The sequence below is a fragment of the Exiguobacterium sp. R-17 genome, from assembly GCF_049913315.1.
Classification (GTDB): Bacteria; Bacillota; Bacilli; order Exiguobacteriales; family Exiguobacteriaceae; genus Exiguobacterium_A.
Window position 1 is genome coordinate 813,109 of sequence record NZ_CP184372.1, and the last position, 23,109, is coordinate 836,217.

Consider the following 23,109-nt stretch of genomic DNA (forward strand, 5'->3'; position numbering starts at 1 on the left):
AAAAAGAGTTGAAAAGAGGAAGGGTGTTTACGTGTGAGTGATCAAAAATGGAAACGACAAATCATGCAACAACTAAACTGGGTTCGCGAAGAGAAAAAACGGCTCACAAGCGAGACGACAGCAAGTAAAGAGTCACTCGAAAAACTTCGTCAGCTGGACGTCTTGCGTCTGCCAACGGTTCGAACTTCTAAAAACACGACGACACGTTATCAACAAAATAGCCAAGCGTCATTACTAGATCAATTGGATGTCTCACATATTCCGGTACGGACGACGACACGTTATTATGAAAAACGACCAATCGAGATGGCAATCGTCTGCTCGGAATTCATGTATGCCTATTATGAAGATGCCGTTCATCTCCATTATGTCAATGCGAACACATTCGAAGAAGTTTTCGAGCGCGAGATTGATCTCTTTTTGGTCGTATCTTCATGGAAAGGATTACGAGGGGATGATTGGAAAGGTGTCGCCACACCAAATTCAAAGAAACGCCAACGGTTACTTTCGATGATGCAGGAAGTCAAAGCCAAAGGAATTCCAGTCGTCTTTCAATCGACGGAAGACCCGAGTAACCATGAACGGTTTCAAGACGTGGCTCAAGCTGCCAATTATGTCCTGACTTCAGATGAGGCGATGATTCCTGAATATCGTGTTTTATGTGGACATGATCGAATCATGGCGATGCCGTTTGGAGTCAATCCATTGATTCACAATCCGATTGGAGCGACACGTAGCCGAAAGAAGGGCGTTTTATTCGCCGGTAGCTGGATGGCGAAATATCCGGAGCGTGTGAAAGATACGGAGATGTTGTTTGATGGGGTCATGCAGTCTTCGCACGAACTCGATATCGTGGACCGGAATTATCATCTCGACTTACCAGCCTATCAGTTTCCGGAACGCTATCAATCACGGGTCGCACCAGCGATTCCTTATGATGCCTTACAACAAGTCAGTAAATGTTATGACTGGGTCCTGAACCTAAATAGCATCAAATATAGTAAGACGATGTGTGCCCGTCGCGTCTATGAATCGCAAGCACTCGGTAATTTGATCCTGTCGAATTACAGTATCGCCGTCAACAACGAGTTTCCGAACATCTTCACCGTACATGACGCACAGGAGGCGACGGCGATCGTAGAACGCACATCGCAAGAAGAAATCGAACGTTTACGAGCAGAAGGACTTCGTGCCGTCATGACGGAGCATACAGTCTTCGAACGGATGGATCAGATTCTAGCGTTCATTGGACGAGTACCTGAAACACGAAAGCATCGTTTACTAATCGTTGTCGCTCAGGATGGGGAAGTCATTCGTGACGTGATCAATCGTCAAAGTCTCACACCAGACGAAATCGTCTCAGCGGATGCATTGACGGAGCAAACCTATGATCAAGCGGATCTCGTTGCTTGGATGGATGGGCATGAATCCTACGGTGAATATTATTTAGAGGACCTCGTGAATGGCTTTAAATATAGCGATGCCAGCATTGTCCGAAAGGGGAGCCAACATCCATATCATCTACATGAGATGAACGGTAGCCGAAACGGTGCGATTATCTGGCGGTCAGATATCGGATATGACGCGTTCCAAGCAGATGAATTGAACGGAAAAACGCTGTTGCTCGATCAATTTGAGTGGAACGAGCAGACGGTAGTTCCGACGGATCACACACCGCAACTGTCGGTCGTTGTTCCCATCTATAACAATGGGAAACATCTCACGTATAAATGCTTCGCCAGTCTAACACGGATGGATCGATTCATGGAGTCAGAGATTTTACTCGTAGATGATGGATCGACGGACATAGCGGCACGTCAAGCCGTAGAACGTCTCGCGCGTCGTTATGGCAATGTCAGAACCTATTTCTTCGAGACAGGTGGTAGTGGTAGTGCTTCGCGTCCTCGCAACAAGGGAGTCGAGATGGCACGAGCTGACTATGTGACGTTCCTTGATCCAGATAACGAGGTACTCAGCGATCGTTATGCCTTTTTGCTTCAGGAATTAGAGAACGATCCATCACTTGATTTTGTAGCGGGTCATATGAAAAAACTTGCCGAGAAGACGAGTATCATCGCCTTGCCGACGATTCGCAAACAAGGACGAACGGTTTGTGAAGATCCAAAAGCTTTTCTATTGAAACATCGCTTTGCGGTACAAAGCATTCAAGCACTCGTCGTCCGTCGTACCTTCTTGCTCGAACATCAATTGGAACAGGTCGTCGGTGCAGTCGGTCAGGACTCCTTGTTTTTCCAGGAATTGATGCTTCGCGCCAATCGTGTCTTACTCGTCAATCGGGTCATCCATTATTATTATGCAGCCGTTGCAGGATCGACCGTGAATGCATTGACGGTGAAATTTTTTGAACGCAGTGTTGTCCGAGAACGGGCACGAGCTGAGAAATTCGCTCGTTATGGAGTGCTTGAGGAATACAAGGAAACACGATTCGAGCATTTCTTCGAGCATTGGTATCTCGTTAAATTACGCTACTGCAGTGATAAGGATTTTGCACCGAGTGTCGCATTGTTGCGAACAATCATCGGATTCTATGAACCGATCACGTTGACGAACCCATTGATTCGTCGATTCATGGAGCTTGCAGATCGCCAGGAGACGGATCGACTTCAACATCTATTACTCGAGGAGGTGCAGAAATGACGGCATCGATGAAGACAGCACGACCAAAAGATCAAATCCGGGCTGCCTACTACGATCAGTTAGGCGGTGGATTCGGTAAAAAAGTCCGCGCACGTGTGCACTGGATCGTTCGACAAGCAAAAGGGGAGCACATTTTAGATATCGGTTGTTCCGGTGGAGTTGTTCCGATTTTGCTCGGACGGGAAGGGAAACATGTCGTCGGAATCGATGTCTTACCAGAAGCGATTACTGAAGCCAAACAAGCATTGCTTGAGGAACCGGCATCCGTAAAGGAAAAAGTGGAATTACATGAAGCGAATGTCATGACGTATACACCTGACATTCAATTCGACACAGTCTTGATGACGGAAGTATTGGAACATATCGGGGAGCCGGAACGCTTCATCGCTCGTGCCGTTTCGTTCATCGCACCAGAAGGACGACTCGTCATCACAGTTCCATTTGGAGTGAACGATTATGCGGATCACAAACGGACGTATTATTTAAATCGACTGCTTGAACAGTTGACGCCCTTCGGTAAAATCGAGACGGTCGAGCGGCTTGATAAGTGGCTTGGAATCACGATTCAAGTCTATCCTGAACCACGAGAGGGTCGAGCAATTGTACCAACGGAAGTCGAATGGCTCGAGGATGCCTTTGAAGAAGTGGAACGATTGCATCTCGCAACGATCATTGACTTAAAGCGCAAGCAACAGACTCTAGAACGAAAAGTTCAACGGTTAGCGGAACAAACAGATTTATTCGAGCAGGCACAAGCGGAATCACTACGTCATGAACAGCAATTACAGGAACAGCGTGAACAATACAAGATGCTCGAAGAACAATATGCTGAACTGCTTGATCGGTTCGAAGCGTCATTGGTGACAAATCTGGAATTGCTGGAGGCGAATGCATCATGGAAATCAAAATACCGCTCACTCGCGCGTTCAAAGCTCGGAAAAATCGTCGTCCGCTACTGGAAGTTCCGACGTCAACTCAAACAGCGCCGGAGTCGTCGATGAACGTCTTGATGATTTGTCAAAATTTCTATCCGGAAATTGGCAGTGCGGCAAACCGAATGAAGAATATCTTCAAGCGGATGGAACAAGCGGGAAGTGACGTTCATGTACTGACGTCAGAACCGCTTTATCCGACGGCAGAACTCTATACGGACTCGATGTTCTGGGATGAACCGAGCCTCGACACGGCACATGTGACTCGTATCCAACCGCGTGACGTCCGGGCGACGAATAATTTATGGCGGCGCCTTCGCTTGTTCGTGGAACAATTCGTACTTGCGGTGAAAGAGGTTCGACATGATCCAAAATCCTACGCCTACATCTATGCGACGACGCCGTCTATCTTCATGGGGCTCGTCGGGGTCGTCGCGAAACATGTCAAAAAGGCTCCTTTGATTCTTGATGTGCGTGATTTATGGCCAGAATCGTTGATTGGCGTCGGCATTACGAAATCGCGTCTCTTATTGACTCCGCTCTACTGGCTTGAAAAGTGGATGTATCGACAGGCGGATCAATTGGTCATCAACAGTGAAGGTTTTCGATCGTATATCGAAGGACGAGGCATTGCACCGGAAAAAATTCATTATATCCCGAACTCGATCGAGGAAAACGAGTGGTTAATCAAACGTCGAAAAGTATCGGAACAAGTTCGCGTCGTGTATACAGGGAATATCGGGCTCGCGCAAGATGTGTTCTTGTTGCTTGACGTCGCACAGGAACTTCAACAAGAACAGGATATCTGCTTTCAAGTCGTCGGTTACGGCTATCACAAACAAACGTTCGAACGACTCGTCAAGGAACGAGGATTGACGAATATCGAGTTTCTTGACGCGATGCCACGCTGGGATGCATTGAAACAACTCGCGAAGAGTGACATTGCCTTTGCGACACTCGTCGAGAGTACAGCGTTCGATACAGTGACACCAGGCAAAATCATCGACTACATGGCGATGGGCTGTGCCATCGTCGGTGCGGTATCAGGTCATGCGGCGCATGTCATCGAAGAAGCAGGAGCTGGGTATGTCTCGATCCAGCGTAAAAAGGAAGAAATCGTTGCACAAATCCTTGAGTTATCTAGAAATCCAGAGAAACGTGCAGTGATGGGACGGGCAGGTGTGGATTACGTCCAACGCCATTTCGATTGGGAACAAAATGAACAGCGCTTGTTTGAAGCCATCGAACAAACGCAGTCACGAAAGGCGGTCGCAGAATGAAGCGCATTGGAATGTTTGTTTGGAATCCTTTTACGAATGACGCCCGTGTCTTACGTGAATGTACGGCACTCGTCGAAGCAGGACACCGCGTGGACCTATACTGTCTAAATGACGGCACACTTCCAGAAGTCGAATACCCGATGTCAGGGTTTCGCGTCATTCGAATCGACCGGACGCCACCTTTTGCGAGGTGGCTCCCGTTCTTTCGCAAACGGAAAAAACGGACACTTGCTATCGGATTGATGGGTGCGCTTCTTGCACCTTGGCTCATTCCCGTGATGATCGTACTCTTTTTGCTCATGCGAAGTCGATTCATCCGTTACGCCCTATATAACAGTTTCGGCATTCTTCGCATGACACGTGCTGCCCGGAAGCATGATTACGACGTCATGCATGCGAATGATGTCAATACATTACCGCAAGCGATTGGGGCGGCGCGTGGTGCACAAATCGTCTATGACTCGCATGAAGTCCAGACCGATCGGACAGGTTATGGTAGCATGCAAGGGAAACTAGAACGGTGGTTGCTTCACTTCGTCGACCAGACCATCGTTGAAAATGACACGCGTGCAGATTATCACCAGAAGTTATACGGAACACGACCATCCGTCTTGCACAATTATCCGTTTTACGAACCGATTATTCCGCAACCGCGACCGTTACGCGAAGAGTTAGCACTCGCACCAGACGAGCCGATTTTGTTGTATCAAGGCGGGATCCAGGAAGGACGTGGACTGGAGCGACTCATTGAAGCGATGCCGTTCATCGATCGTGGAACATTGATTTTCGTTGGAGATGGAAAGTTAAAAGGGAAACTGATGCAACTGGCTGCGCAATCATCGGAAAAGTCTCGCATCCGCTTCATTGATAAGGTTCCGCTTGCTGAACTACCAAGCTATACGGCAGCGGCGACTGTCGGCTTTCAGGTCCTTCAAAACGTCTGCTTCAATCATTATTCAGCTTCTTCGAATAAACTATTCGAATACATGGCAGCGTTAATTCCTGTCATCGCGGCAGACTTACCGGAAATCCGTCGTGTCGTCGAAACAGAAGGAATCGGTTTGATCGTCGATGTCGAATCGCCGCATAGTATCGCCGAGGCGGTCAATCGTCTAGTGAAGGATAAGAGCTTGCGCGGAGTGATGCAGGAGCGAGCAAGCGTAGCAAGGAGACAATACAACTGGGAGCAAGAAAAAGGCCGACTTCTTGCTGTCTATGACTCGATTTTCATGGAATCTGGGACAAAATAAGAAAAATAGTCAACGACTCGAAGGGAAATCCACATGGAATGAAGGTGAATTCTTGACGGGTCGTTTTGTTTGATATGAATGGCAACGAAGTATTCGTGAAAGCTTCATAAGATTTACAAAAACAATAGAAAACGCTGGAAATGTAAGGTCTGTGAAGAATGGTTTAAGAGATGGTTAGAAGCATTGGAAAGCAAAGGAAATGTCGTTATGGTCTAGTTACAGCCAAGCCACAGACCGTTCGTTGGCTAGTATGACTAACTCGATGGAGGAATGACAAAATGAAACTTTGCACAATCGGACTAGGATATATTGGATTACCTTCTTCGGCGATGTTCGCGGATCACGGCACGGAGGTCGTCGGTGTCGACATCGATCCACACATCGTCAATCTTCTGAACACGGGAACGATTCATATTGAGGAACCAGGACTCGAGGATGTCATCAAACGAGTCGTCGCTAACGGAAAATTCCGAGCGACACTTACGCCAGAACGAGCAGATGTCTTTTTAATCGCCGTCCCGACGCCGAACTTGAACGATACGTATAAATCATGTGATTTAAAATACGTCGTGTCAGCCGTCAACAACATGTTGCCGTTCCTTGAAAAAGGAAACGTCGTCATCGTTGAATCGACGATCGCGCCACGCACTATGGACGATCATGTTCGTCCACTGATTGAAGAAGCCGGCTTTACGATCGGTGAAGACGTTTATGTCGTTCATTGCCCAGAGCGTGTGTTACCAGGGCAGATCTTACACGAACTCGTTCATAACAACCGGATCGTTGGAGGATTGACACCGGCATGTGCAGAGGTAGGAGCAGCCGTCTATGAAACATTCGTTCAAGGAGAAATCGTTCGGACCGACGCGAAGACAGCCGAAATGTCGAAATTGATGGAAAATACGTTCCGTGATGTCAACATCGCACTGGCAAATGAATTGACGCAAGTATGTCACCAGCTTGAGATCAACGTCTTAGATGTCATCGAGATGGCAAACATGCACCCACGTGTGAACTTGCATCATCCAGGACCGGGTGTAGGTGGTCACTGTCTCGCAGTCGATCCGTACTTCATCGTCGCAAAAGTCCCATCACTTGCACGCATCATTCATACGGCACGACAAACGAACGTCCAAATGCCACAATTCGTCGCTGAACAAGCCGCTCGTCTCGTCGGTTCACGTGTTCGTCCAAAAATCGCTGTGTTCGGTGTGACGTATAAAGGAAATGTTGACGATATGCGCGAGAGCCCAGCTGTCGAAGTCATTGAACAATTGCTCGATCGTGGACTCGATGTCGCGGTCTGTGATCCACACGTCGAGCATTCCATCTCGACACGCTTTGAACTCGTTGATGAAATCGAAGCGATCCAAGACGCCGATCTAGCACTCGTCTTAGTCGACCACGATGAGTTCAAACAATTCGATTCACGTCGTTTCGCAAACTACATGCGGACACCGTTACTCTTCGATACAAAAGGAATTGTCCGTGAACTCGATGCGGTCAAGGTCCTCAACTTCGGTAACTTGCATACGCACCGCGTGACGGAAGTGGATGCAAAAGCAATATGAACGCGTTACGAACGATTGGAGGGGAGTTGAAAGATCATCTGTATCTGATCTTTCGGCTGTCACTCTATGAAACAAAAAGTCAGTATAGCATGCAGTATTTAGGTTGGTTTTGGGAGATCATGACGCCACTCCTCCAAATCGGGGTGTACTGGGTCGTCTTTGGTTTTGGAATCCGTGGTGGACATCCTGTCGACGGAATTCCATTCGTCTTTTGGCTCGTTAGTGGACTGATCGCATGGTTCTTCATCGGAAGCACGATTCCAAGTGGATCACGGTCGATCTACGGTCGGGTCGCGCTCGTCTCTAAAATGCATTTTCCGTTGAGTACGATTCCGGCATATGTCATTTTGGCTCAATTCTATCGACATCTTGCGATGATTGCCCTGACGATCGTTTTAGGAAGTGCATTTGGTTACTTCCCAGGATGGCATACGCTCGAGCTGTTTTATATCGTTCCAGCCGGCGTCATCTTTCTTTATGCCGTCTCGTTGTTATTGTCGGCTCTTGCTACGATGATCCGAGACGTCCAGAACATGGTGACATCCGCGATAAGGATGCTGATGTATTTAACGCCGATCATGTGGATTCCCCCAGAACATTCACTGTTTAAGATGCTATTGATGTTGAATCCACTCGTCTATTTGATTGAGGGGTACCGCTCCGCCTTGATCGGAACCGGTTACTTGATGGATCACATCTGGTATGGCGCTTATTTTTGGAGTGTGACACTCGGTATCCTGCTCGTCGGAGCAGCGGTCCATATTCGTTTCCGACGCTACTTCATTGATTATGTATAGGAGGAAAGACGATGAGTCACGTCGTGTTTGAGAACGTTTCAAAACGGTACATGCTCTATGAGCGTCCAATCGATAAATTAAAGGAAGTGCTCTTTGGAAAAGTGAGCGGAAAATCCTTTTATGCGCTCAAAAATGTCTCCTTCTCTGTTGAAGAGGGAGAAATCGTGGGTGTCGTAGGCATCAACGGTAGTGGGAAATCAACGTTATCCCATTTACTTGCTAACGTCACACCGCCTACGTATGGATGTGTCACGCTAGGAGGAAAATCAGCACTGATTGCCATCTCAAGTGGATTGAACAGTCAACTGACAGGTCGCGATAACATCGAGCTCAAAGGATTGATGATGGGACTGACCAAACGGCAAATCGAGGAGATCACACCGGAAATTCTCGAATTCGCGGATATCGGAGAGTTCATCGATCAGCCAGTCAAAACCTATTCGAGTGGGATGCGGGCACGTCTCGGTTTTGCTATCTCGATCAATATCAATCCGGATATCTTGATCATCGATGAAGCCTTATCTGTCGGCGATCAAACATTTACGGAGAAGTGTCTCGATAAGATGCGCGAATTCCGGGATCAAGGAAAAACGATTTTTTTCGTCAGCCATTCTTTGAATCAAGTCAAAAGCTTTTGTACGAAGATCCTTTGGCTGGAATACGGTGAAGTGCGTTTATTTGGTCCAACGAATGAAACACTCGCGGAATACAATAAATATTTATATTGGTACAAACAGTTATCCAAAAAGCAAGCCACTCACTATGTTTCGAAAAAACGAACCGGTCGAATCGGTGACATTGAGCAACAGATGAGAGGCGAGACGATCGAACGATCGTCATGAAATGAGATAGGGGATGAAGTAGATGAAACGTGTCATGCTCGTATTCGGAACACGACCTGAGGCCATTAAGATGGCACCTGTCGTAAAAGCACTTGAAAACCGCCCAGACGTCGAACCGATTGTCGTCGTAACGGCGCAACACCGGGAAATGCTTGATCAGGTACTCGAATTGTTCCAGATCACTCCGGACCATGACTTGGATTTGATGCGTCCGCGTCAAACGTTAGAGGAGATGACGGCACGTATTCTGAATGCGATGCGTCGTGTCCTCGAAAAAGAACAGCCGGATCTCGTTCTTGTCCATGGGGATACGACGACGACGTTCGCTGCTTCGTTAGCGGCATTCTATCAACAGATTCCAGTCGGTCATGTCGAAGCAGGACTGCGGACATATGAAAAGTATGCACCGTTTCCGGAAGAGATGAATCGTCAATTGACAGGTGTGTTGGCGGATTATCATTTTGCTCCAACCGAACAAGCGGCGATGAATTTACGTGCTGAGAACAAACAGACACCGATCATCGTAACGGGTAATACGGTCATTGATGCACTTAAGACAACCGTTTTTGCTAGCTATACGCATCCTGTTCTGACACGACTTGAGAAGTCGGGGCGAAAACTCGTCTTGCTGACGGTTCATCGTCGTGAGAACCATTTACAACTGGCAACGATTTTTGAAGCGATTGAACAGTTGGCAAATGATCATCCGGAAATCGAAATCGTTTATCCAGTCCATCCGAATCCAGTCGTGCTAGAAGCAGCAGCTCGCCTAGAGCATCATCCACGGATTCAGTTGATTGAGCCGCTTGATGTCTTTGATTTCCACAACCTGGCAGCTCGTGCTTCCTTCATCCTGACAGATTCAGGCGGGATTCAAGAAGAAGCGCCTTCACTCGGTGTTCCCGTTCTTGTCTTACGGGAGACGACGGAACGACCTGAAGGCGTCGAAGCAGGAACCTTGAAACTGGTCGGTACGAATCCAGAGCATATCTATGCGATGAGCCATCAATTATTGACGGACGAAATCTTCTATCAATCGATGGCGCAAGCCGCGAATCCGTATGGCGATGGACAGGCAGCAGAACGAATCGTCGATGCGATCATGAGTGAGGTACCGGTATGAATAAGGAGCTGACCGTCGCGAGCTATCAGTTTTTTCCGTTCGGTACTCAGGAAAAGATTTTGCTCGAAGATGCAGCGCCGGGGGTGTGTTTTGATTTTCAGGATGCGATAGCGACTGACAAACTGTATCTGCAACTGTTCGATCAAGGCTTTCAACATCCGCCTTCAAAACTGTATCGAAAAGATGCTGAACTGATAGGTGACATCATTCAGGTAACGTGCCGTTTTGAAGTGGCGGAACCATGTCTCGTTCAAGTATTCAAGATGCAGTATGGGCAAAAGAAGCGGATGGTCTCTGAGACGGAGCATCTGACGTTGACGAATGAGACGATCGTCCAGTTCGAGATGGAGCGTGTGCCAGGAGCGGTTTATTTCAAAATGGCCTGGAAGTTTTTAAACGAAGGGAGCTTCCGGGTCCATCTGCGCGAACTCGCCATCGCGCAATACGTCAAGGCAGAGGAGGAAGCAACCTATGCTGTTTAGTTCGACGATTTTTTTATTTTTGTTCTTGCCGACAGTACTGCTCGTGTACTACGTGTTGCCTCGGACATTCCGTAACGGCTGGCTGTTAGTTGCCAGCCTGTTCTTTTATGCATTCGGAGAACCACGCTTTGCCTTACTGATGCTACTCAGCGTCACGATCAATTACTTCTTTGCCTTATTCGTTGATTTCTACCGGCAACGTGTCGGAGTGAAGTGGATCATGTTCAGCATGATCGTCGTCAACCTTGGATTGCTCGGTTGGTTTAAGTACAGCGGATTTTTCGTCCGCTCCGTCAACGAATCGTTTGGTCTGAGTTGGTTCGTTCCAGAAGTCGTCTTACCGCTTGGAATTTCCTTTTATACATTCCATGCGATGAGTTACGTCATCGACATTTATAAAGGGAAGGAAGCGGTGCAAAAGAATCCACTCGACCTTGCCCTTTATATCGCGTTTTTCCCGCAACTCGTCGCGGGGCCAATTGTCCGCTACAACACGATTGCGAGTCAGATCGAATCTCGTCAAGAGACAGTATCTGATTTTGCACGGGGTGTTCGCCGCTTTACGATTGGTCTATCAAAAAAATTGATTCTTGCGAACGGATGTGGTCAGGTCGCAGACGCTGTTTTTAATATGAAAGACCTTTCGATGGGGCTAGCATGGATTGGAATCATCGCTTATGCCTTACAGATCTATTTTGATTTTTCGGGCTATAGCGATATGGCAATTGGTTTAGCACTGATGTTCGGATTTCATTTCTTGGAGAACTTCAACTACCCATATATTTCAAAATCCGTGTCAGAATTTTGGCGTCGATGGCATATTTCGCTCGGCTCTTGGTTCCGCGACTATGTTTATATTCCGTTAGGGGGAAACCGTGTATCGCCGTGGCGGCAGTATCGAAATCTGGCGATCGTCTGGATGTTGACGGGCCTTTGGCACGGTGCGAGTTGGACATTCGTCGCGTGGGGCGCATATTACGGAGTTTGGATCATGCTCGAGAAGGCATTTCTCGGGAGATGGCTCGAGCGTATGCCTGTCGTCTCGACAGTCTGGACGCTCATCCTCGTGCTCGTCGGTTGGGTCTTTTTCCGCTCAGAGACGTTTCCAGAAGCCGTTATGTATATTCAAGCAATGTTCGTACCGGATGTGCTATGGGATGAAAGGGCGAGTTACCAACTCGTTCAGAACGGAGTCCTACTACTTGTCGCGTGTATCGCTGCGACACCGATTCCGAAGTATCTCGGAGAACGTGTCGTCGTCTCTCTCGGGAAGATCGGAACAACGATGCAGTATGGGTACGCCATGTTGATGTTGTTCCTTGCGACATCGGCACTCGTTGCGAGCACGTTTAATCCGTTCATCTATTTCCGGTTCTAAAAAGGAGGACTATCCATGGAGCAGCCATTGATGAAAACGCAACAGGAGACGAATCAAACACCTTCTTTCGAGCGAATCATGATGTGGGTGACGACTGTCAGTTTTATTCTCGTCTTACTGACGATCGGACTCGGAACGCTTGTCCGGGAAGACCGTGTCCGGTCCCAGCTGGAAAATCGTACACTTGCCCAGTCCGTTGAGCCCACCGTCGAGGGAATCGCGACAGGCAAGGATATGCTCAAAATGGAGACCTATTTCACGGATCAATTACTGTTGCGAGGAACGTTCGTCGAGATACAGGCGCTTTTATCAAAAGATGTCTTTCGACAGCCGTTTCGTAATGGCATTTATACGGCAAAAAACGATTATATGATTGAACCGAGTGCATCAGGAAACGTAAAAATTCCGCAAGCATTCAAACAATTCGTTGGAGAAGTCGATCGTCCGGTCTATATGGCGTTAGCACCGTCTAAAACCGTCATCGCAGAACGGGACAAACTAATTCCGTCTTATGTCGCTTCCAATGCAAACGAGCGCTATGAAAAAATGGTACGAGACTTTCAAGCGGCGGGGATGACCAATCTTTCTTTGCAAGGATTGAAGTTAAGTGACTACTTCAAGACAGATCATCACTGGAACATTGACGGTGCAACAGAAGCTTACCAAGTCATCACGAAAAGAATGGGACTGTCAACGACGTTACCTGAGACGAAGTGGCGGAAGGAAGATCAACACGCCTACTATGGATCATTAGCACGAAAAACGACGCTCTCCTATGCGGCGTCCGGTGACCGTCTAGATTATTATGCTCCTGCGTTCTTCAACGGCATCGATGTTTGTTATGAAGGGAAATGTGGACGTCCTGTCATTGATGAATCATTCGTCAAACAAGAAGGTGATTATGTCGATCGATATGAAGTATTTCTTCGCGGAAACCACGACATCATGTCAATGAAGTCAGCGGCGAATCGAAATCGCCCGACGATTTTGGTTTTAAAGGATTCGTTTGCAAATCCTGTGTTACCATTGCTTGCGAAAAGTGCCAACTTAGAAGTCGTGGATATTCGATACGTTCCAAAATCATTTGATGTTTCCCGATTTGCCAAACAAAAGCAGATCGATTCGGTGCTGTTTCTGCACAACTCGAACATTGCCGGTTTGATGAAGACGTACGAGGACAAATTGTGAAGGAGAACAGAGTATGAAATCACGCATCGATAAACGAAGACCTCCGATCCTCTGGCGCGTCATCAGTGCGCTTTTGCTCGTGATCGTCTTGATTGCTAGCGCTTCGACGGGACTGGCATTTTTAAAAATCCAACAGACGGCGCATTCCTTTTTACAACCGTTGGGTGGGGAAAAAGCAAAGCCACTCGCATCGATGAAGCCAGTCAATGTCCTCTTGATTGGCGTCGACGAGCGAAAGAATGATAAGGGACGGGCAGATGCCATCATGTTGCTCTCGTTTAACCCGAAAACGAAGCAAGCGACTTCGTTGTCCATTCCACGCGACATGCAAGTTACGATACCGACAGGTGAGAAGACGAAAATCAATCATACGTATGCCTATGGTGGTGTGAAGGAGACGGTCGAGACGGTGGAACAAACGTTTGATGTCGATATCCCATATTACGCTAAGATCAATATGGATGGGTTGATTGAATTGGTTGATGCTGTTGGCGGTGTCACAGTGGATAATCCATCCGCCTTCAGCTGGAACGACCGTCGTTTACAAAAGGAGTATAAAAAAGGAAAGATTCATTTAACTGGTCTAGAAGCAAGTGGTTACGCACGTATGCGAAAACAAGATCCACTCGGCGATATGGGCAGACAGATTCGGCAACGTCAAGTTTTAGAAGCCGTCGGTGCTAAACTGGCTGGACCTCGTTTACTGACCAAGATGGAAGAAATCACGAATGTCATGAAGCATAATTTCGCGACGAACATCGATTTTGACGTGGCGGCACAACTTGCTCAAGAAAATCAGCCGGGATTCAAACAGCTGAAACCATTAAAGCTAGACGGAGAAGGCTATATCGCAAACGATGGGGTATGGTACTTCTTTGCATCGGATGAATCCATGAGACAAACGAAAGCCAAGATTCATGCCATCCTCGCGTCTTCTTAAACCCGGTAAAAAGGACTGTCTACCACACGGACGGTTCTTTTTTTGTTGTTTTCCATCCAACCGAATCACTTTGGTTCAAAAGTCTTATTTTCTGTTCGAATCATCAAATAGGCTTTGACAGGACTTGTAAACGGATGCAAAATGAAAACGATTACATAACAAAGGAGATGGCTATCGTATGAAACGCATAAGATCCGTTTGTATCGTTGCGCTAACGTTTGCACTAATATTTAGTGGACTGTCTTTATCCGGTCAAGCACTGGAAAAAGGAAAGTCTACATTGGTCATCATTCACTACAAGGAAGACCCGAATGCCACGAAGGATTGGAATCTGTGGTTATGGACAAATGGTCCGGATTATTTTCCGAATAAAGCACATGCCTTTAATGGTGAAGATGCTTACGGAAAAATCGCAGCCTATGAATTTCCAGTCGATCAGCCGGAAAAAGTCGGCTTCATCGTGCGAGATGATAACTGGAACAAGGATGGGGGATCTGAGAACGATCGTTTCATCACGAAAGATATGATTAAAAACGGAGTTGCTGAAATCTGGATCGAGTCGGGAAGCAAGGATATCTCGACGGTCAATCCGACTAATGGAGCAGACGTCGAAAAAATCGACACGAATATCCACTATTATCGGTATGACAATGATTATGATAAATACGGCGTCTGGTCTTGGCCGGAAGCGCAAGATGGCAAACGATTCGAATTCGATCAGCAGGATGAGTTCGGTGCCATTGCCAAAGTAACGCTTGATAACCCAACGAAAGCACGTCTTGCAGGCGTCATTCCTCATCTTGAGGGCTGGTCGGAAAAAGACGGAGCCGATCGTTTCTTTTATGCAGGTGCGAAGGACATCTGGTTGATCGAAGGGGACCAGACAGTGTACTACAGCAAACCGGAAATTGATCGGACGCCAAAAATCACGAGCTTTTTGGCTGATGACTTCCGGACGATGACGCTTAAAACGAATACACCGATGACGGCAGAAGACTTAAAGGCATTTACGTTCGAAGGTGTGACGAATCCAGTCGTATCAGCGATCGATGCCAAGACGGCGAAAGTCGAAGTCGCTTCTGATATCGATTTAGCAAAAGTCGTCCGCGTGACGCATCCTGTTTTTGGAGAGGCAGTTCTTGAAGCAGGGAAGGTACTGCGTTCGAAAGCATTCGATCAAAAGTATGCCTATGGTGGTAAGCTCGGCGTCGACTATCAGAAATCGAAGACGACATTCAAGGTCTGGGCGCCGACAGCGCAAGCCGTTGAACTCGAGTTATATCGTTTACCGAAACAACAAGCAGCTACGACAAAAGATATCACGCGTGAAATCCAGATGAAACGGACGGATCGTGGTGTCTATCAAGTGACGGTCAAGGGTGATCTTGACGGTGTCGGTTACACATATGAAGTCAAACACGCAAAAGAATCGACGCGTGCCGTTGATCCGTATGCGACAGCGGTCGCTGTTAACGGAGACCAAGGTGTCGTCGTTGATTTACGCGAGACGGATCCAAAACGCTGGACGAATGGGAAAATGCCACTTCGTCACGCAACAGACGCGATCATTTATGAATCACATGTCCGTGATCTATCGATGTTTGATGTGACGAATTCAGGTTACGATTCAGGTATCAAACAAAAAGGAAAATATCTTGGTGTCATCGAGCCAGGTACACGTTTAACGAAGGATGGAAAAAAAACGAAGACAAAGACGGGACTCGATCACTTAAAGGAACTTGGCATCACGCACGTCCAGTTCATTCCTGTTTATGATTTCAATACAGCGTCCGTCGATGAGACGAATCCGCTTAAATCATACAACTGGGGTTATGATCCGAAGAACTACAATGCACCAGAAGGATCGTATGCGACAAATCCATATGATCCAAAAGTCCGGATCACGGAAATGAAACAGATGATCCAAGGACTCCATGACAATGGTCTTCGTGCCGTCATGGATGTCGTCTACAACCACATGTTCGACGCCAAAGCATCAAATCTTGATAAGATCGTCCCTGGTTACTACTACCGTTATACAGAAGGCGGCGACTTAGCGAACGGAACGGGTGTCGGGAATGATACAGCGTCTGAACGTCAAATGATGCATAAACTAATCGTTGATTCTGTCTCGTACTGGGCAAAGGAATACCACTGGGATGGCTTCCGCTTCGACTTGATGGGCATTCACGACGTCAAGACAATGAACGCTGTCAAAGAGGCGACGAAGCGAATTGATCCGTCGATTCTAGTGTTCGGAGAAGGGTGGAGCCTCGGAACTCCTCTTCCAGATTCAGAGAAAGCAAACCAAACGAACACAAAACAAATGCCGGGAATCGGACATTTCAACGACAACCTGCGCGATGCGCTCAAAGGTAGTGTCTTCGAAGACACGGATGCTGGATTCATCAACGGGAAAGCGGGTCTTGAGACACGTATCAAACGTGGTATCGTCGGCGAGATTGCTTACGATAAAGACATTCAAGGATTTACGCAAGAACCAGATCAAGCGATCACGTACGTTGAAGCACATGATAACCATACCCTCTGGGATAAGTTGAACCTGACGAATCCACAAGACAATGACGCAACGAAGACGAAGATGCACCGTCTAGCTTCAAGTATTTTGCTGACGTCACAAGGAACGACGTTCATCCATGCAGGTCAGGACTTCATGCGGACAAAAGGTGGCGATCATAACTCATATAAATCACCGGACTCTGTCAACCAGCTCGATTGGAAACGGAAGATGGATCGTCAACAAGACGTCGATTATATGACAGGATTAATCGAATTACGCAAGAAGAACCCTGCACTTCACTTAGCAACAGCGAAAGATATCCGTCGTTACTTGACGTTTGAAGCAGCACCGGCACAAGTCATTGCGTATCGACTAGATGACGACGCTCCACAACAGAAGAACGATTTATATGTCATTCACAATGCAAATCGAACAGTAGTTGACATGAAGCTACCGAAAGGGAAATGGAAGCTTCTCGTAGATGGTAAACAAGCAGGAACAAAAACGATCCGCACTGTTTCAGGTACGGTTCGTGTTGAGGGACTCAGCTCGTTCGTCTTAGCAAAATAATCAAACAAACGACAAAGGACGTTCCGCAAACTGCGGAACGTCCTTTCTTGGAGTAAGAGACATACGATTACGCATAGCGTTCATCGGTTTCTTCGCCTTCTTTGAGGTTACCTTCTTCTGATTTCGAGACGATGACGGCACATGCTGCGTCACCCGTGATATTGACGGCTGTACGCATCATATCCAGAAGACGATCGACACCGATGATCAAAGCGATCCCTTCTACGGGTAAATTGACCGACTGAAGAACCATCGTTAGCATGACGAGACCGACACCCGGAACACCAGCTGTTCCGACCGATGCGAGAACAGCTGTCAGAACGACCGTCGCAAGTTGCCCAGGTGTTAAATCAACCGCATAGACTTGCGCGATGAAAACAGTCGCAACTCCTTGCATGATCGCCGTACCGTCCATGTTGATCGTCGCACCGAGCGGTTGGACGAAACTTGAGACGGAGCGTGGAACTTTCAGCTCTTTTTGAGCCGTTTGCATCGCGACAGGAAGTGTTGCGTTCGACGAAGACGTCGAGAAAGCAAATAACATGACAGGTGCGAACTTTTTAAAGAAGAAGAACGGATTCATCTTCCCAAGAAGTGAGACGGTTGAACCGTACGTCAATAAAGAATGGATAATTAAAGATAAAACGACAACTAACATGTAGAAGAACATGGCTTTAATTGAAGACCATCCTTGTGAGCCAACTGCCGATGCAATCAAAGCGAACGCACCGAGCGGGGCCATCTTCATGACGAGCGTGATCAAGTACGTCATCAATTCGTTCCCTTGTTCGACGAATGTCCGTAACGTCGAAACTTTTTTACCAAGGAACGTGATTCCAAAACCGACGAACACACTGAAAACGATGATTTGTAGCATGTTGCCTTCCGCCATCGACGTGATCGGGTTCGTCGGGAACATACCGACGATTGTATTGATCAAGCTCGTATCTGGTAGATTTCCGTTATCGTATTCAAGACCTTGCGTCTCGAAGTTACCGAACGTACCCGGTTTAATCAATAATGACAAACCGAGAGCGATGACGATCGCGACAGCCGTCGTCGTCATGAAGTAAGTGATCGCTTTTCCGCCAACACGACCCAATTCTTTTGGATTACCGAGTCCCATGACGCCGAGGGTGATCGAGAAGAAGACGATCGGTACGACGAGCATCTTGATCAGGTTCAAGAATATCGTCCCGATCGGTTGTAGAGCATATTTATTCAATCCCTCATAAATCGACTTATCGGGCAATGCAGCGAGGACGATTCCGAGAATCAATCCGAGGATAAGTCCGAAAATGATACGTTTTGCTTCTTTCATACGTGATGTCACACTCCTTTGTTTGATAATTGCCTATATTTTGACACATCATCACCCTTTTTGACAAAACATTTTAAAAAATGATGATAACGCTTACAAAAAAGTTTCTGAATTTTGATGCAGGAATGATCAGATTTTGTTGTCAAACGGATGCAAGCATGAGAGGATAGAAAAGAACAAAAAGGAACAGCGTAGGGTACAGAAAAGTCGCTTGAATCAACTGTTGACCAAATTGTATATTCCTACTATAATGTTGTATGACGTGTCTGACACGTTTCCTTTAGTCGGTAATATCGGAGGGAGGGAAAACTAGTGGAAACTCGTGTACGTAAAAATGAATCACTTGAAGACGCACTTCGTCGCTTCAAACGTGGTGTTTCAAAAGATGGTACGCTTGCAGAAGTTCGTAAACGTAAACACTACGAAAAGCCAAGTGTAAAACGTAAGCTTAAATCGGAGGCTGCGCGTAAGCGTAAGAAGTTCTAACGTTAGAGAGGGTGTATCCTCATGAGTCTTCAGGAGCGTTTGACAGCGGATATGAAAGATGCCATGCGTCTTCGTGAAAAAGATCGTCTTACGACGATTCGCATGGTGAAATCATCGCTGCAAAATGAAACGATCAAACTCGGTAAGCAAGAATTGACAGACGAGGAAGAATTAACGATTCTTTCACGTGAAATGAAGCAGCGCAACGACTCCCTCCGAGAATTCGAAAGCGCTGGTCGTCACGATCTCGTCGAGAAAATTCAAGCAGAGATTGTCGTGCTCGAAGCTTATATGCCAAAACAGCTTTCCGAGGAAGAAGTACAGGAAATCGTCGACGCAGCTATTGCGCAGACGGGTGCCTCTGCTCCTTCGGATATGGGGAAAGTAATGGGTGTCGTCATGCCGCAGCTTAAGGGCAAGGCAGACGGTGCCTTAATTAATCGACTCGTCAAACAACGTCTCGCTTAATACATGGAAAGGTGTCCCGAGGGACACCTTTTTTTGTCGTTCCTGTCACGTTTTTAAAGTTTCTTGATGAATTCAGAATAGTCATGAAACCTTTTTGTTTTGAAAGCGTATATAATTGTAGTAACGAATCAAAGTGCAAAAGAAGTAGCTTCTGACACGAATGAAAAGGGGTGAACGTACGCATGACGTTTAGCTTAGGGATGATTTTGACGGTCTTCATGATCGGGGTACTCATGTTACTGGTTGAAATATTCGTCACAGGGTTTGGAATCTTTGGCGTCCTTGGGATCGGTGCTGTCCTTGCTAGCTTGATTATGGCAGGTGCGACCGTCGGACAAGTCGGTTTAGCCGTTGGGCTTGCAGTTTTTCTGTCACTTGCGGCCGGGTTCTGGGCGTATCGCAGAATAAAATCAAATCAGTCATTGCTTTGGAGAGGTTTGATTTTGACGGATTCTACATCGTCTGAAAAGGGCTACCTTTCTCATCAAGACAAAGTACAACTGTTAGGACAAGAAGGAGTCAGTCTGACACCATTACGTCCGTCAGGAACGATTGAAATCGATGGGAACCGAATTGATGCCGTTACAGAAGGAACCTTCATTCAAGCGGGGGAAACGATCGTTGTAAAAGAAGTGACGCACGGACGCGTCATTGTTAGAGTCCAACATACGAAGGAGGAGTCCCACACATGACACCTGAATTATTGACCGTATTACTCATATCTGGAGGAATCTTAATTTTCCTCGCTATTTTCTTCACGCTCGTCCCGATTCCACTCTGGATTAGCTCGCTCGCAGCAGGCGTACGCGTATCAATCTTTACATTAGTCGGGATGCGTCTTCGTCGAGTAACACCATCAAAAATCGTCAATCCGTTGATCAAGGCAGTTAAAGCGGGATTGAACTTGAATACGAACCAACTGGAAAGTCATTTCCTTGCAGGGGGTAACGTTGACCGTGTCGTCAATGCCTTGATTGCAGCACACCGGGCGAATATCGAGCTGAGCTTCGAACGCGCAGCGGCGATTGATCTTGCTGGTCGTAATGTTTTAGAAGCTGTTCAAATGTCGGTTAACCCAAAAGTCATTGAAACACCGTTCATCGCCGGTGTCGCGATGAATGGGATTGAAGTGAAAGCGAAAGCCCGGATCACGGTACGTGCGAATATTGATCGTCTCGTCGGTGGTGCTGGGGAAGAAACAGTTATCGCGCGTGTTGGTGAGGGCGTCATCTCAACCATCGGATCATGTAATGACCAAAAAGAAGTACTTGAGAATCCAGAAATGATCTCACGGACAGTACTTGCAAAAGGACTCGATTCAGGAACGGCGTTTGAAATTCTCTCGATCGATATCGCAGACATTGATATTGGTAAGAACATCGGTGCGGTCCTTCAAACGGATCAAGCGGAAGCAGATAAGAACATTGCGCAAGCGAAGGCGGAAGAGCGTCGCGCAATGGCGATCGCAAGCGAACAAGAGATGAAATCACGTGTTGAAGAGATGCGAGCGAAGGTTGTCGCTGCTGAAGCGGAAGTACCACTTGCTATCGCAGAAGCGATGCGTGACGGAAATTTTGGCGTCATGGATTATGCGAACTACTTGAACGTGACAGCCGATACGAAAATGCGTCAAGCAATCGGTGGACAATCATCACCACATGACTCACAGTAAAGGGTGAGACGGTATGGATATCATATGGGTCGGATTGATGATCGCATTCGGTGTCATCTCCGTCATCTCAAAAGCAGCAGATAAAAAACCGAAGCAGACGAACCGGACACCTTCAAAAGAGTTCGGGGAGTATGTGAAGCAAATGGTCGAACAGGTGGATACGGTTCGACAAGAGACGACACCTCCACCTGTCGTTCGTAAAAAAGCACCTGCGAAGAAACAACCTGGGGTAACCCAAACGAAAGCACGACCAGTTCATGAACGAACGGAATTGCAACAACGTTTGGACCAACGTCAGAAACAACATTCGAAAAAAGGGGTGCCTTCTTCGAGTATTGGTGAAATCAAAGACAGCGTCGCAGACGGTGCTATTGGAACATCGAGTCGTTCGGCATCAGCAACGACGCTTTCGCAAGACGAAATGCGACGTGCGATCGTCTGGAGTGAGGTTCTCGGAGCGCCTGTCTCTAAACGAAAACGATGATGGTTGGACAGGAAGTCGATCCTACGAAACGTGTAGGATCGACTCTTTTTGTTTTCCAAAAGGTGGAAACGGGTTTTTCTTTCCATCTTTTCGGTGGAAGTGCTAAAGTGGAAGAGATTAGATATGAAGCGATGACAACTTGTTATCCATGACTAGGAGGCCATTCACAACGTGATATTCAACGAAAGAATCCCATTTGCATTTTCGAATTCAGAACAGATTCAAGCATTCGTCGGTCCGAATGACGCAGTCTTACGTACGATGGAAGCGGAACTTGAAGTCCAGCTTACACATCGAGGAGATGAGCTGTTGGCACAATCCGAACAGGAACAGTCTGTGATCTTGGCAGGACAAGTCGTTGGTGTCCTGAAGCAACTCGTCAATCGTGGAGCTGTTTTGACGGAGCGTGACGCAACGAGCGCCATTCAACTCGCACGTCAAGATCGGGTGGATGAACTACTGGAACTTTACGATACGGTCATCCATACGAATCATAAAGGAAAACCACTTCGTGCGAAAACGCTCGGTCAAGCACGTTACGTCCGCGGAATTGATCGCTGTGATTTGACATTTGGTATTGGACCAGCGGGGACCGGAAAAACATATCTCGCAGTCGTGATGGCTGCAAAAGCACTGAAGGAAGGACATGTCAAACGACTCGTCCTGACGCGTCCAGCAGTAGAAGCAGGAGAGAATCTTGGATTTCTTCCTGGTGATCTTAAAGAAAAAGTTGATCCATATCTACGTCCTCTATACGATGCGTTACACGACGTCCTTGGTGTCGAACATACGGCTCGACTACTTGAGCGTGGTGTCATCGAAATTGCGCCACTCGCTTATATGCGTGGGCGGACACTTGAACATGCATTTGTCATTCTAGATGAAGCGCAAAACACGACACGTGAACAAATGAAGATGTTCCTGACACGTCTTGGTTTTCATTCGAAGATGATCGTCACAGGCGATTTGACACAAGTTGATCTTCCGCGCGGAAAAACGTCTGGTCTACAAGAAGCATTGCATCTGCTCGGAAATGTCAAAGGCATTCATTTCGAACACTTCGGCTCAGCTGATGTCGTGCGTCACCCACTTGTCCGGAAAATCGTTGATGCTTACAGTCAGGAATTGACATAAGCCGTTACGGGA

General features: G+C 47.2%; 19 protein-coding genes and 1 pseudogene. 19 read left to right on the forward strand and 1 reads right to left on the reverse strand.

Features of this window, described 5'->3' with window-relative positions; genetic code table 11:
• Nucleotides 1-33: 33 nt before the first annotated feature.
• From ACN9MT_RS04225 to pulA, 13 genes and pseudogenes are all read left to right on the forward strand, one after another.
• The gene (locus ACN9MT_RS04225; protein ID WP_426272830.1) at nucleotides 34-2,658 is read left to right on the forward strand and encodes a glycosyltransferase; all 2,625 of its coding nucleotides are present in this window, start codon (nucleotides 34-36) and stop codon (nucleotides 2,656-2,658) included.
• Nucleotides 2,655-3,659 carry a class I SAM-dependent methyltransferase gene (locus ACN9MT_RS04230; protein ID WP_426272831.1) on the forward strand — a complete coding sequence of 335 codons (1,005 nt, stop codon included), beginning with the start codon at nucleotides 2,655-2,657 and terminating at the stop codon, nucleotides 3,657-3,659. Before ACN9MT_RS04225 ends, ACN9MT_RS04230 begins: the two co-directional genes overlap by 4 nt.
• Nucleotides 3,554-4,870, forward strand: coding sequence for a glycosyltransferase family 4 protein (locus ACN9MT_RS04235; protein WP_426272832.1), 1,317 nt, complete (start codon nucleotides 3,554-3,556; stop codon nucleotides 4,868-4,870). The genes ACN9MT_RS04230 and ACN9MT_RS04235 overlap by 106 nt, the downstream gene beginning before the upstream one ends.
• Nucleotides 4,867-6,120 carry a glycosyltransferase gene (locus ACN9MT_RS04240; RefSeq protein WP_426272833.1) on the forward strand — a complete coding sequence of 418 codons (1,254 nt, stop codon included), beginning with the start codon at nucleotides 4,867-4,869 and terminating at the stop codon, nucleotides 6,118-6,120. The genes ACN9MT_RS04235 and ACN9MT_RS04240 overlap by 4 nt, the downstream gene beginning before the upstream one ends.
• 278 nt (nucleotides 6,121-6,398) lie before the next feature.
• Nucleotides 6,399-7,691: a nucleotide sugar dehydrogenase gene (locus ACN9MT_RS04245; protein ID WP_035409245.1), complete on the forward strand. Its 1,293-nt coding sequence runs from the start codon at nucleotides 6,399-6,401 to the stop codon at nucleotides 7,689-7,691.
• Nucleotides 7,688-8,488, forward strand: a complete 801-nt coding sequence (locus ACN9MT_RS04250; protein WP_035409242.1) for an ABC transporter permease — start codon at nucleotides 7,688-7,690, stop codon at nucleotides 8,486-8,488. The genes ACN9MT_RS04245 and ACN9MT_RS04250 overlap by 4 nt, the downstream gene beginning before the upstream one ends.
• A gap of 11 nt (nucleotides 8,489-8,499) precedes the next feature.
• Nucleotides 8,500-9,240: pseudogene (gene tagH, locus ACN9MT_RS04255) on the forward strand (teichoic acids export ABC transporter ATP-binding subunit TagH); the annotation flags it as partial.
• A 112-nt stretch (nucleotides 9,241-9,352) separates the two neighbouring features.
• Nucleotides 9,353-10,453 (forward strand): non-hydrolyzing UDP-N-acetylglucosamine 2-epimerase, encoded by a 1,101-nt coding sequence (gene wecB, locus ACN9MT_RS04260; protein ID WP_426272834.1) that lies wholly within the window; start codon nucleotides 9,353-9,355, stop codon nucleotides 10,451-10,453.
• Complete coding sequence (locus ACN9MT_RS04265) at nucleotides 10,450-10,935, forward strand: hypothetical protein (protein ID WP_035409236.1); 486 nt, start codon at nucleotides 10,450-10,452, stop codon at nucleotides 10,933-10,935. Before wecB ends, ACN9MT_RS04265 begins: the two co-directional genes overlap by 4 nt.
• Entirely contained in the window at nucleotides 10,925-12,313 is a 1,389-nt protein-coding gene (locus ACN9MT_RS04270) for an MBOAT family O-acyltransferase (RefSeq protein ID WP_426272835.1), read from the forward strand. The genes ACN9MT_RS04265 and ACN9MT_RS04270 overlap by 11 nt, the downstream gene beginning before the upstream one ends.
• A gap of 15 nt (nucleotides 12,314-12,328) precedes the next feature.
• Complete coding sequence (locus tag ACN9MT_RS04275) at nucleotides 12,329-13,501, forward strand: DHHW family protein (RefSeq protein ID WP_035409231.1); 1,173 nt, start codon at nucleotides 12,329-12,331, stop codon at nucleotides 13,499-13,501.
• 13 nt (nucleotides 13,502-13,514) lie between these two features.
• Nucleotides 13,515-14,441 carry an LCP family protein gene (locus ACN9MT_RS04280; protein ID WP_426272836.1) on the forward strand — a complete coding sequence of 309 codons (927 nt, stop codon included), beginning with the start codon at nucleotides 13,515-13,517 and terminating at the stop codon, nucleotides 14,439-14,441.
• Nucleotides 14,442-14,619: 178 nt separating this feature from the next.
• Nucleotides 14,620-17,532, forward strand: coding sequence for a type I pullulanase (gene pulA / locus ACN9MT_RS04285; RefSeq protein WP_426272837.1), 2,913 nt, complete (start codon nucleotides 14,620-14,622; stop codon nucleotides 17,530-17,532).
• Between the two features lie 67 nt (nucleotides 17,533-17,599).
• Here pulA and ACN9MT_RS04290 read toward each other — a convergent pair whose 3' ends face one another.
• Nucleotides 17,600-18,853 carry a dicarboxylate/amino acid:cation symporter gene (locus ACN9MT_RS04290; protein ID WP_290748805.1) on the reverse strand — a complete coding sequence of 418 codons (1,254 nt, stop codon included), beginning with the start codon at nucleotides 18,851-18,853 and terminating at the stop codon, nucleotides 17,600-17,602.
• A 312-nt stretch (nucleotides 18,854-19,165) separates the two neighbouring features.
• Between ACN9MT_RS04290 and rpsU the strand changes: the two genes are divergently transcribed.
• From rpsU to ACN9MT_RS04320, 6 genes are all read left to right on the forward strand, one after another.
• The gene (gene rpsU / locus ACN9MT_RS04295) at nucleotides 19,166-19,339 is read left to right on the forward strand and encodes a 30S ribosomal protein S21 (protein WP_012369719.1); all 174 of its coding nucleotides are present in this window, start codon (nucleotides 19,166-19,168) and stop codon (nucleotides 19,337-19,339) included.
• Between the two features lie 21 nt (nucleotides 19,340-19,360).
• Nucleotides 19,361-19,807: a GatB/YqeY domain-containing protein gene (locus ACN9MT_RS04300; RefSeq protein WP_035409225.1), complete on the forward strand. Its 447-nt coding sequence runs from the start codon at nucleotides 19,361-19,363 to the stop codon at nucleotides 19,805-19,807.
• A 182-nt stretch (nucleotides 19,808-19,989) separates the two neighbouring features.
• Complete coding sequence (locus ACN9MT_RS04305) at nucleotides 19,990-20,499, forward strand: NfeD family protein (protein ID WP_035409223.1); 510 nt, start codon at nucleotides 19,990-19,992, stop codon at nucleotides 20,497-20,499.
• Nucleotides 20,496-21,479, forward strand: a complete 984-nt coding sequence (floA, locus tag ACN9MT_RS04310) for a flotillin-like protein FloA (RefSeq protein ID WP_035409222.1) — start codon at nucleotides 20,496-20,498, stop codon at nucleotides 21,477-21,479. The genes ACN9MT_RS04305 and floA overlap by 4 nt, the downstream gene beginning before the upstream one ends.
• 13 nt (nucleotides 21,480-21,492) lie before the next feature.
• A complete protein-coding gene (locus ACN9MT_RS04315; RefSeq protein WP_035409220.1) occupies nucleotides 21,493-21,963 on the forward strand; it encodes a hypothetical protein in 471 nt (156 codons plus the stop codon).
• 171 nt (nucleotides 21,964-22,134) lie between these two features.
• Entirely contained in the window at nucleotides 22,135-23,097 is a 963-nt protein-coding gene (locus tag ACN9MT_RS04320; protein WP_052019074.1) for a PhoH family protein, read from the forward strand.
• The last annotated feature ends 12 nt before the right edge of the window (nucleotides 23,098-23,109 follow it).

What these genes read in the sequence shown, in the direction of transcription:
- ACN9MT_RS04230 (WP_426272831.1), top strand. Translation starts at nt 2,655, where the DNA reads ATGACGGCATCGATGAAGACAGCACGACCAAAAGATCAAATCCGGGCT.
- ACN9MT_RS04235 (WP_426272832.1), top strand. Translation starts at nt 3,554, where the DNA reads ATGGAAATCAAAATACCGCTCACTCGCGCGTTCAAAGCTCGGAAAAAT.
- ACN9MT_RS04240 (WP_426272833.1), top strand. Translation starts at nt 4,867, where the DNA reads ATGAAGCGCATTGGAATGTTTGTTTGGAATCCTTTTACGAATGACGCC.
- ACN9MT_RS04245 (WP_035409245.1), top strand. Translation starts at nt 6,399, where the DNA reads ATGAAACTTTGCACAATCGGACTAGGATATATTGGATTACCTTCTTCG.
- ACN9MT_RS04250 (WP_035409242.1), top strand. Translation starts at nt 7,688, where the DNA reads ATGAACGCGTTACGAACGATTGGAGGGGAGTTGAAAGATCATCTGTAT.
- wecB (WP_426272834.1), top strand. Translation starts at nt 9,353, where the DNA reads ATGAAACGTGTCATGCTCGTATTCGGAACACGACCTGAGGCCATTAAG.
- ACN9MT_RS04265 (WP_035409236.1), top strand. Translation starts at nt 10,450, where the DNA reads ATGAATAAGGAGCTGACCGTCGCGAGCTATCAGTTTTTTCCGTTCGGT.
- ACN9MT_RS04270 (WP_426272835.1), top strand. Translation starts at nt 10,925, where the DNA reads ATGCTGTTTAGTTCGACGATTTTTTTATTTTTGTTCTTGCCGACAGTA.
- ACN9MT_RS04275 (WP_035409231.1), top strand. Translation starts at nt 12,329, where the DNA reads ATGGAGCAGCCATTGATGAAAACGCAACAGGAGACGAATCAAACACCT.
- ACN9MT_RS04280 (WP_426272836.1), top strand. Translation starts at nt 13,515, where the DNA reads ATGAAATCACGCATCGATAAACGAAGACCTCCGATCCTCTGGCGCGTC.
- pulA (WP_426272837.1), top strand. Translation starts at nt 14,620, where the DNA reads ATGAAACGCATAAGATCCGTTTGTATCGTTGCGCTAACGTTTGCACTA.
- ACN9MT_RS04290 (WP_290748805.1), bottom strand. Translation starts at nt 18,853, where the DNA reads ATGAAAGAAGCAAAACGTATCATTTTCGGACTTATCCTCGGATTGATT.
- ACN9MT_RS04300 (WP_035409225.1), top strand. Translation starts at nt 19,361, where the DNA reads ATGAGTCTTCAGGAGCGTTTGACAGCGGATATGAAAGATGCCATGCGT.
- ACN9MT_RS04305 (WP_035409223.1), top strand. Translation starts at nt 19,990, where the DNA reads ATGACGTTTAGCTTAGGGATGATTTTGACGGTCTTCATGATCGGGGTA.
- floA (WP_035409222.1), top strand. Translation starts at nt 20,496, where the DNA reads ATGACACCTGAATTATTGACCGTATTACTCATATCTGGAGGAATCTTA.
- ACN9MT_RS04315 (WP_035409220.1), top strand. Translation starts at nt 21,493, where the DNA reads ATGGATATCATATGGGTCGGATTGATGATCGCATTCGGTGTCATCTCC.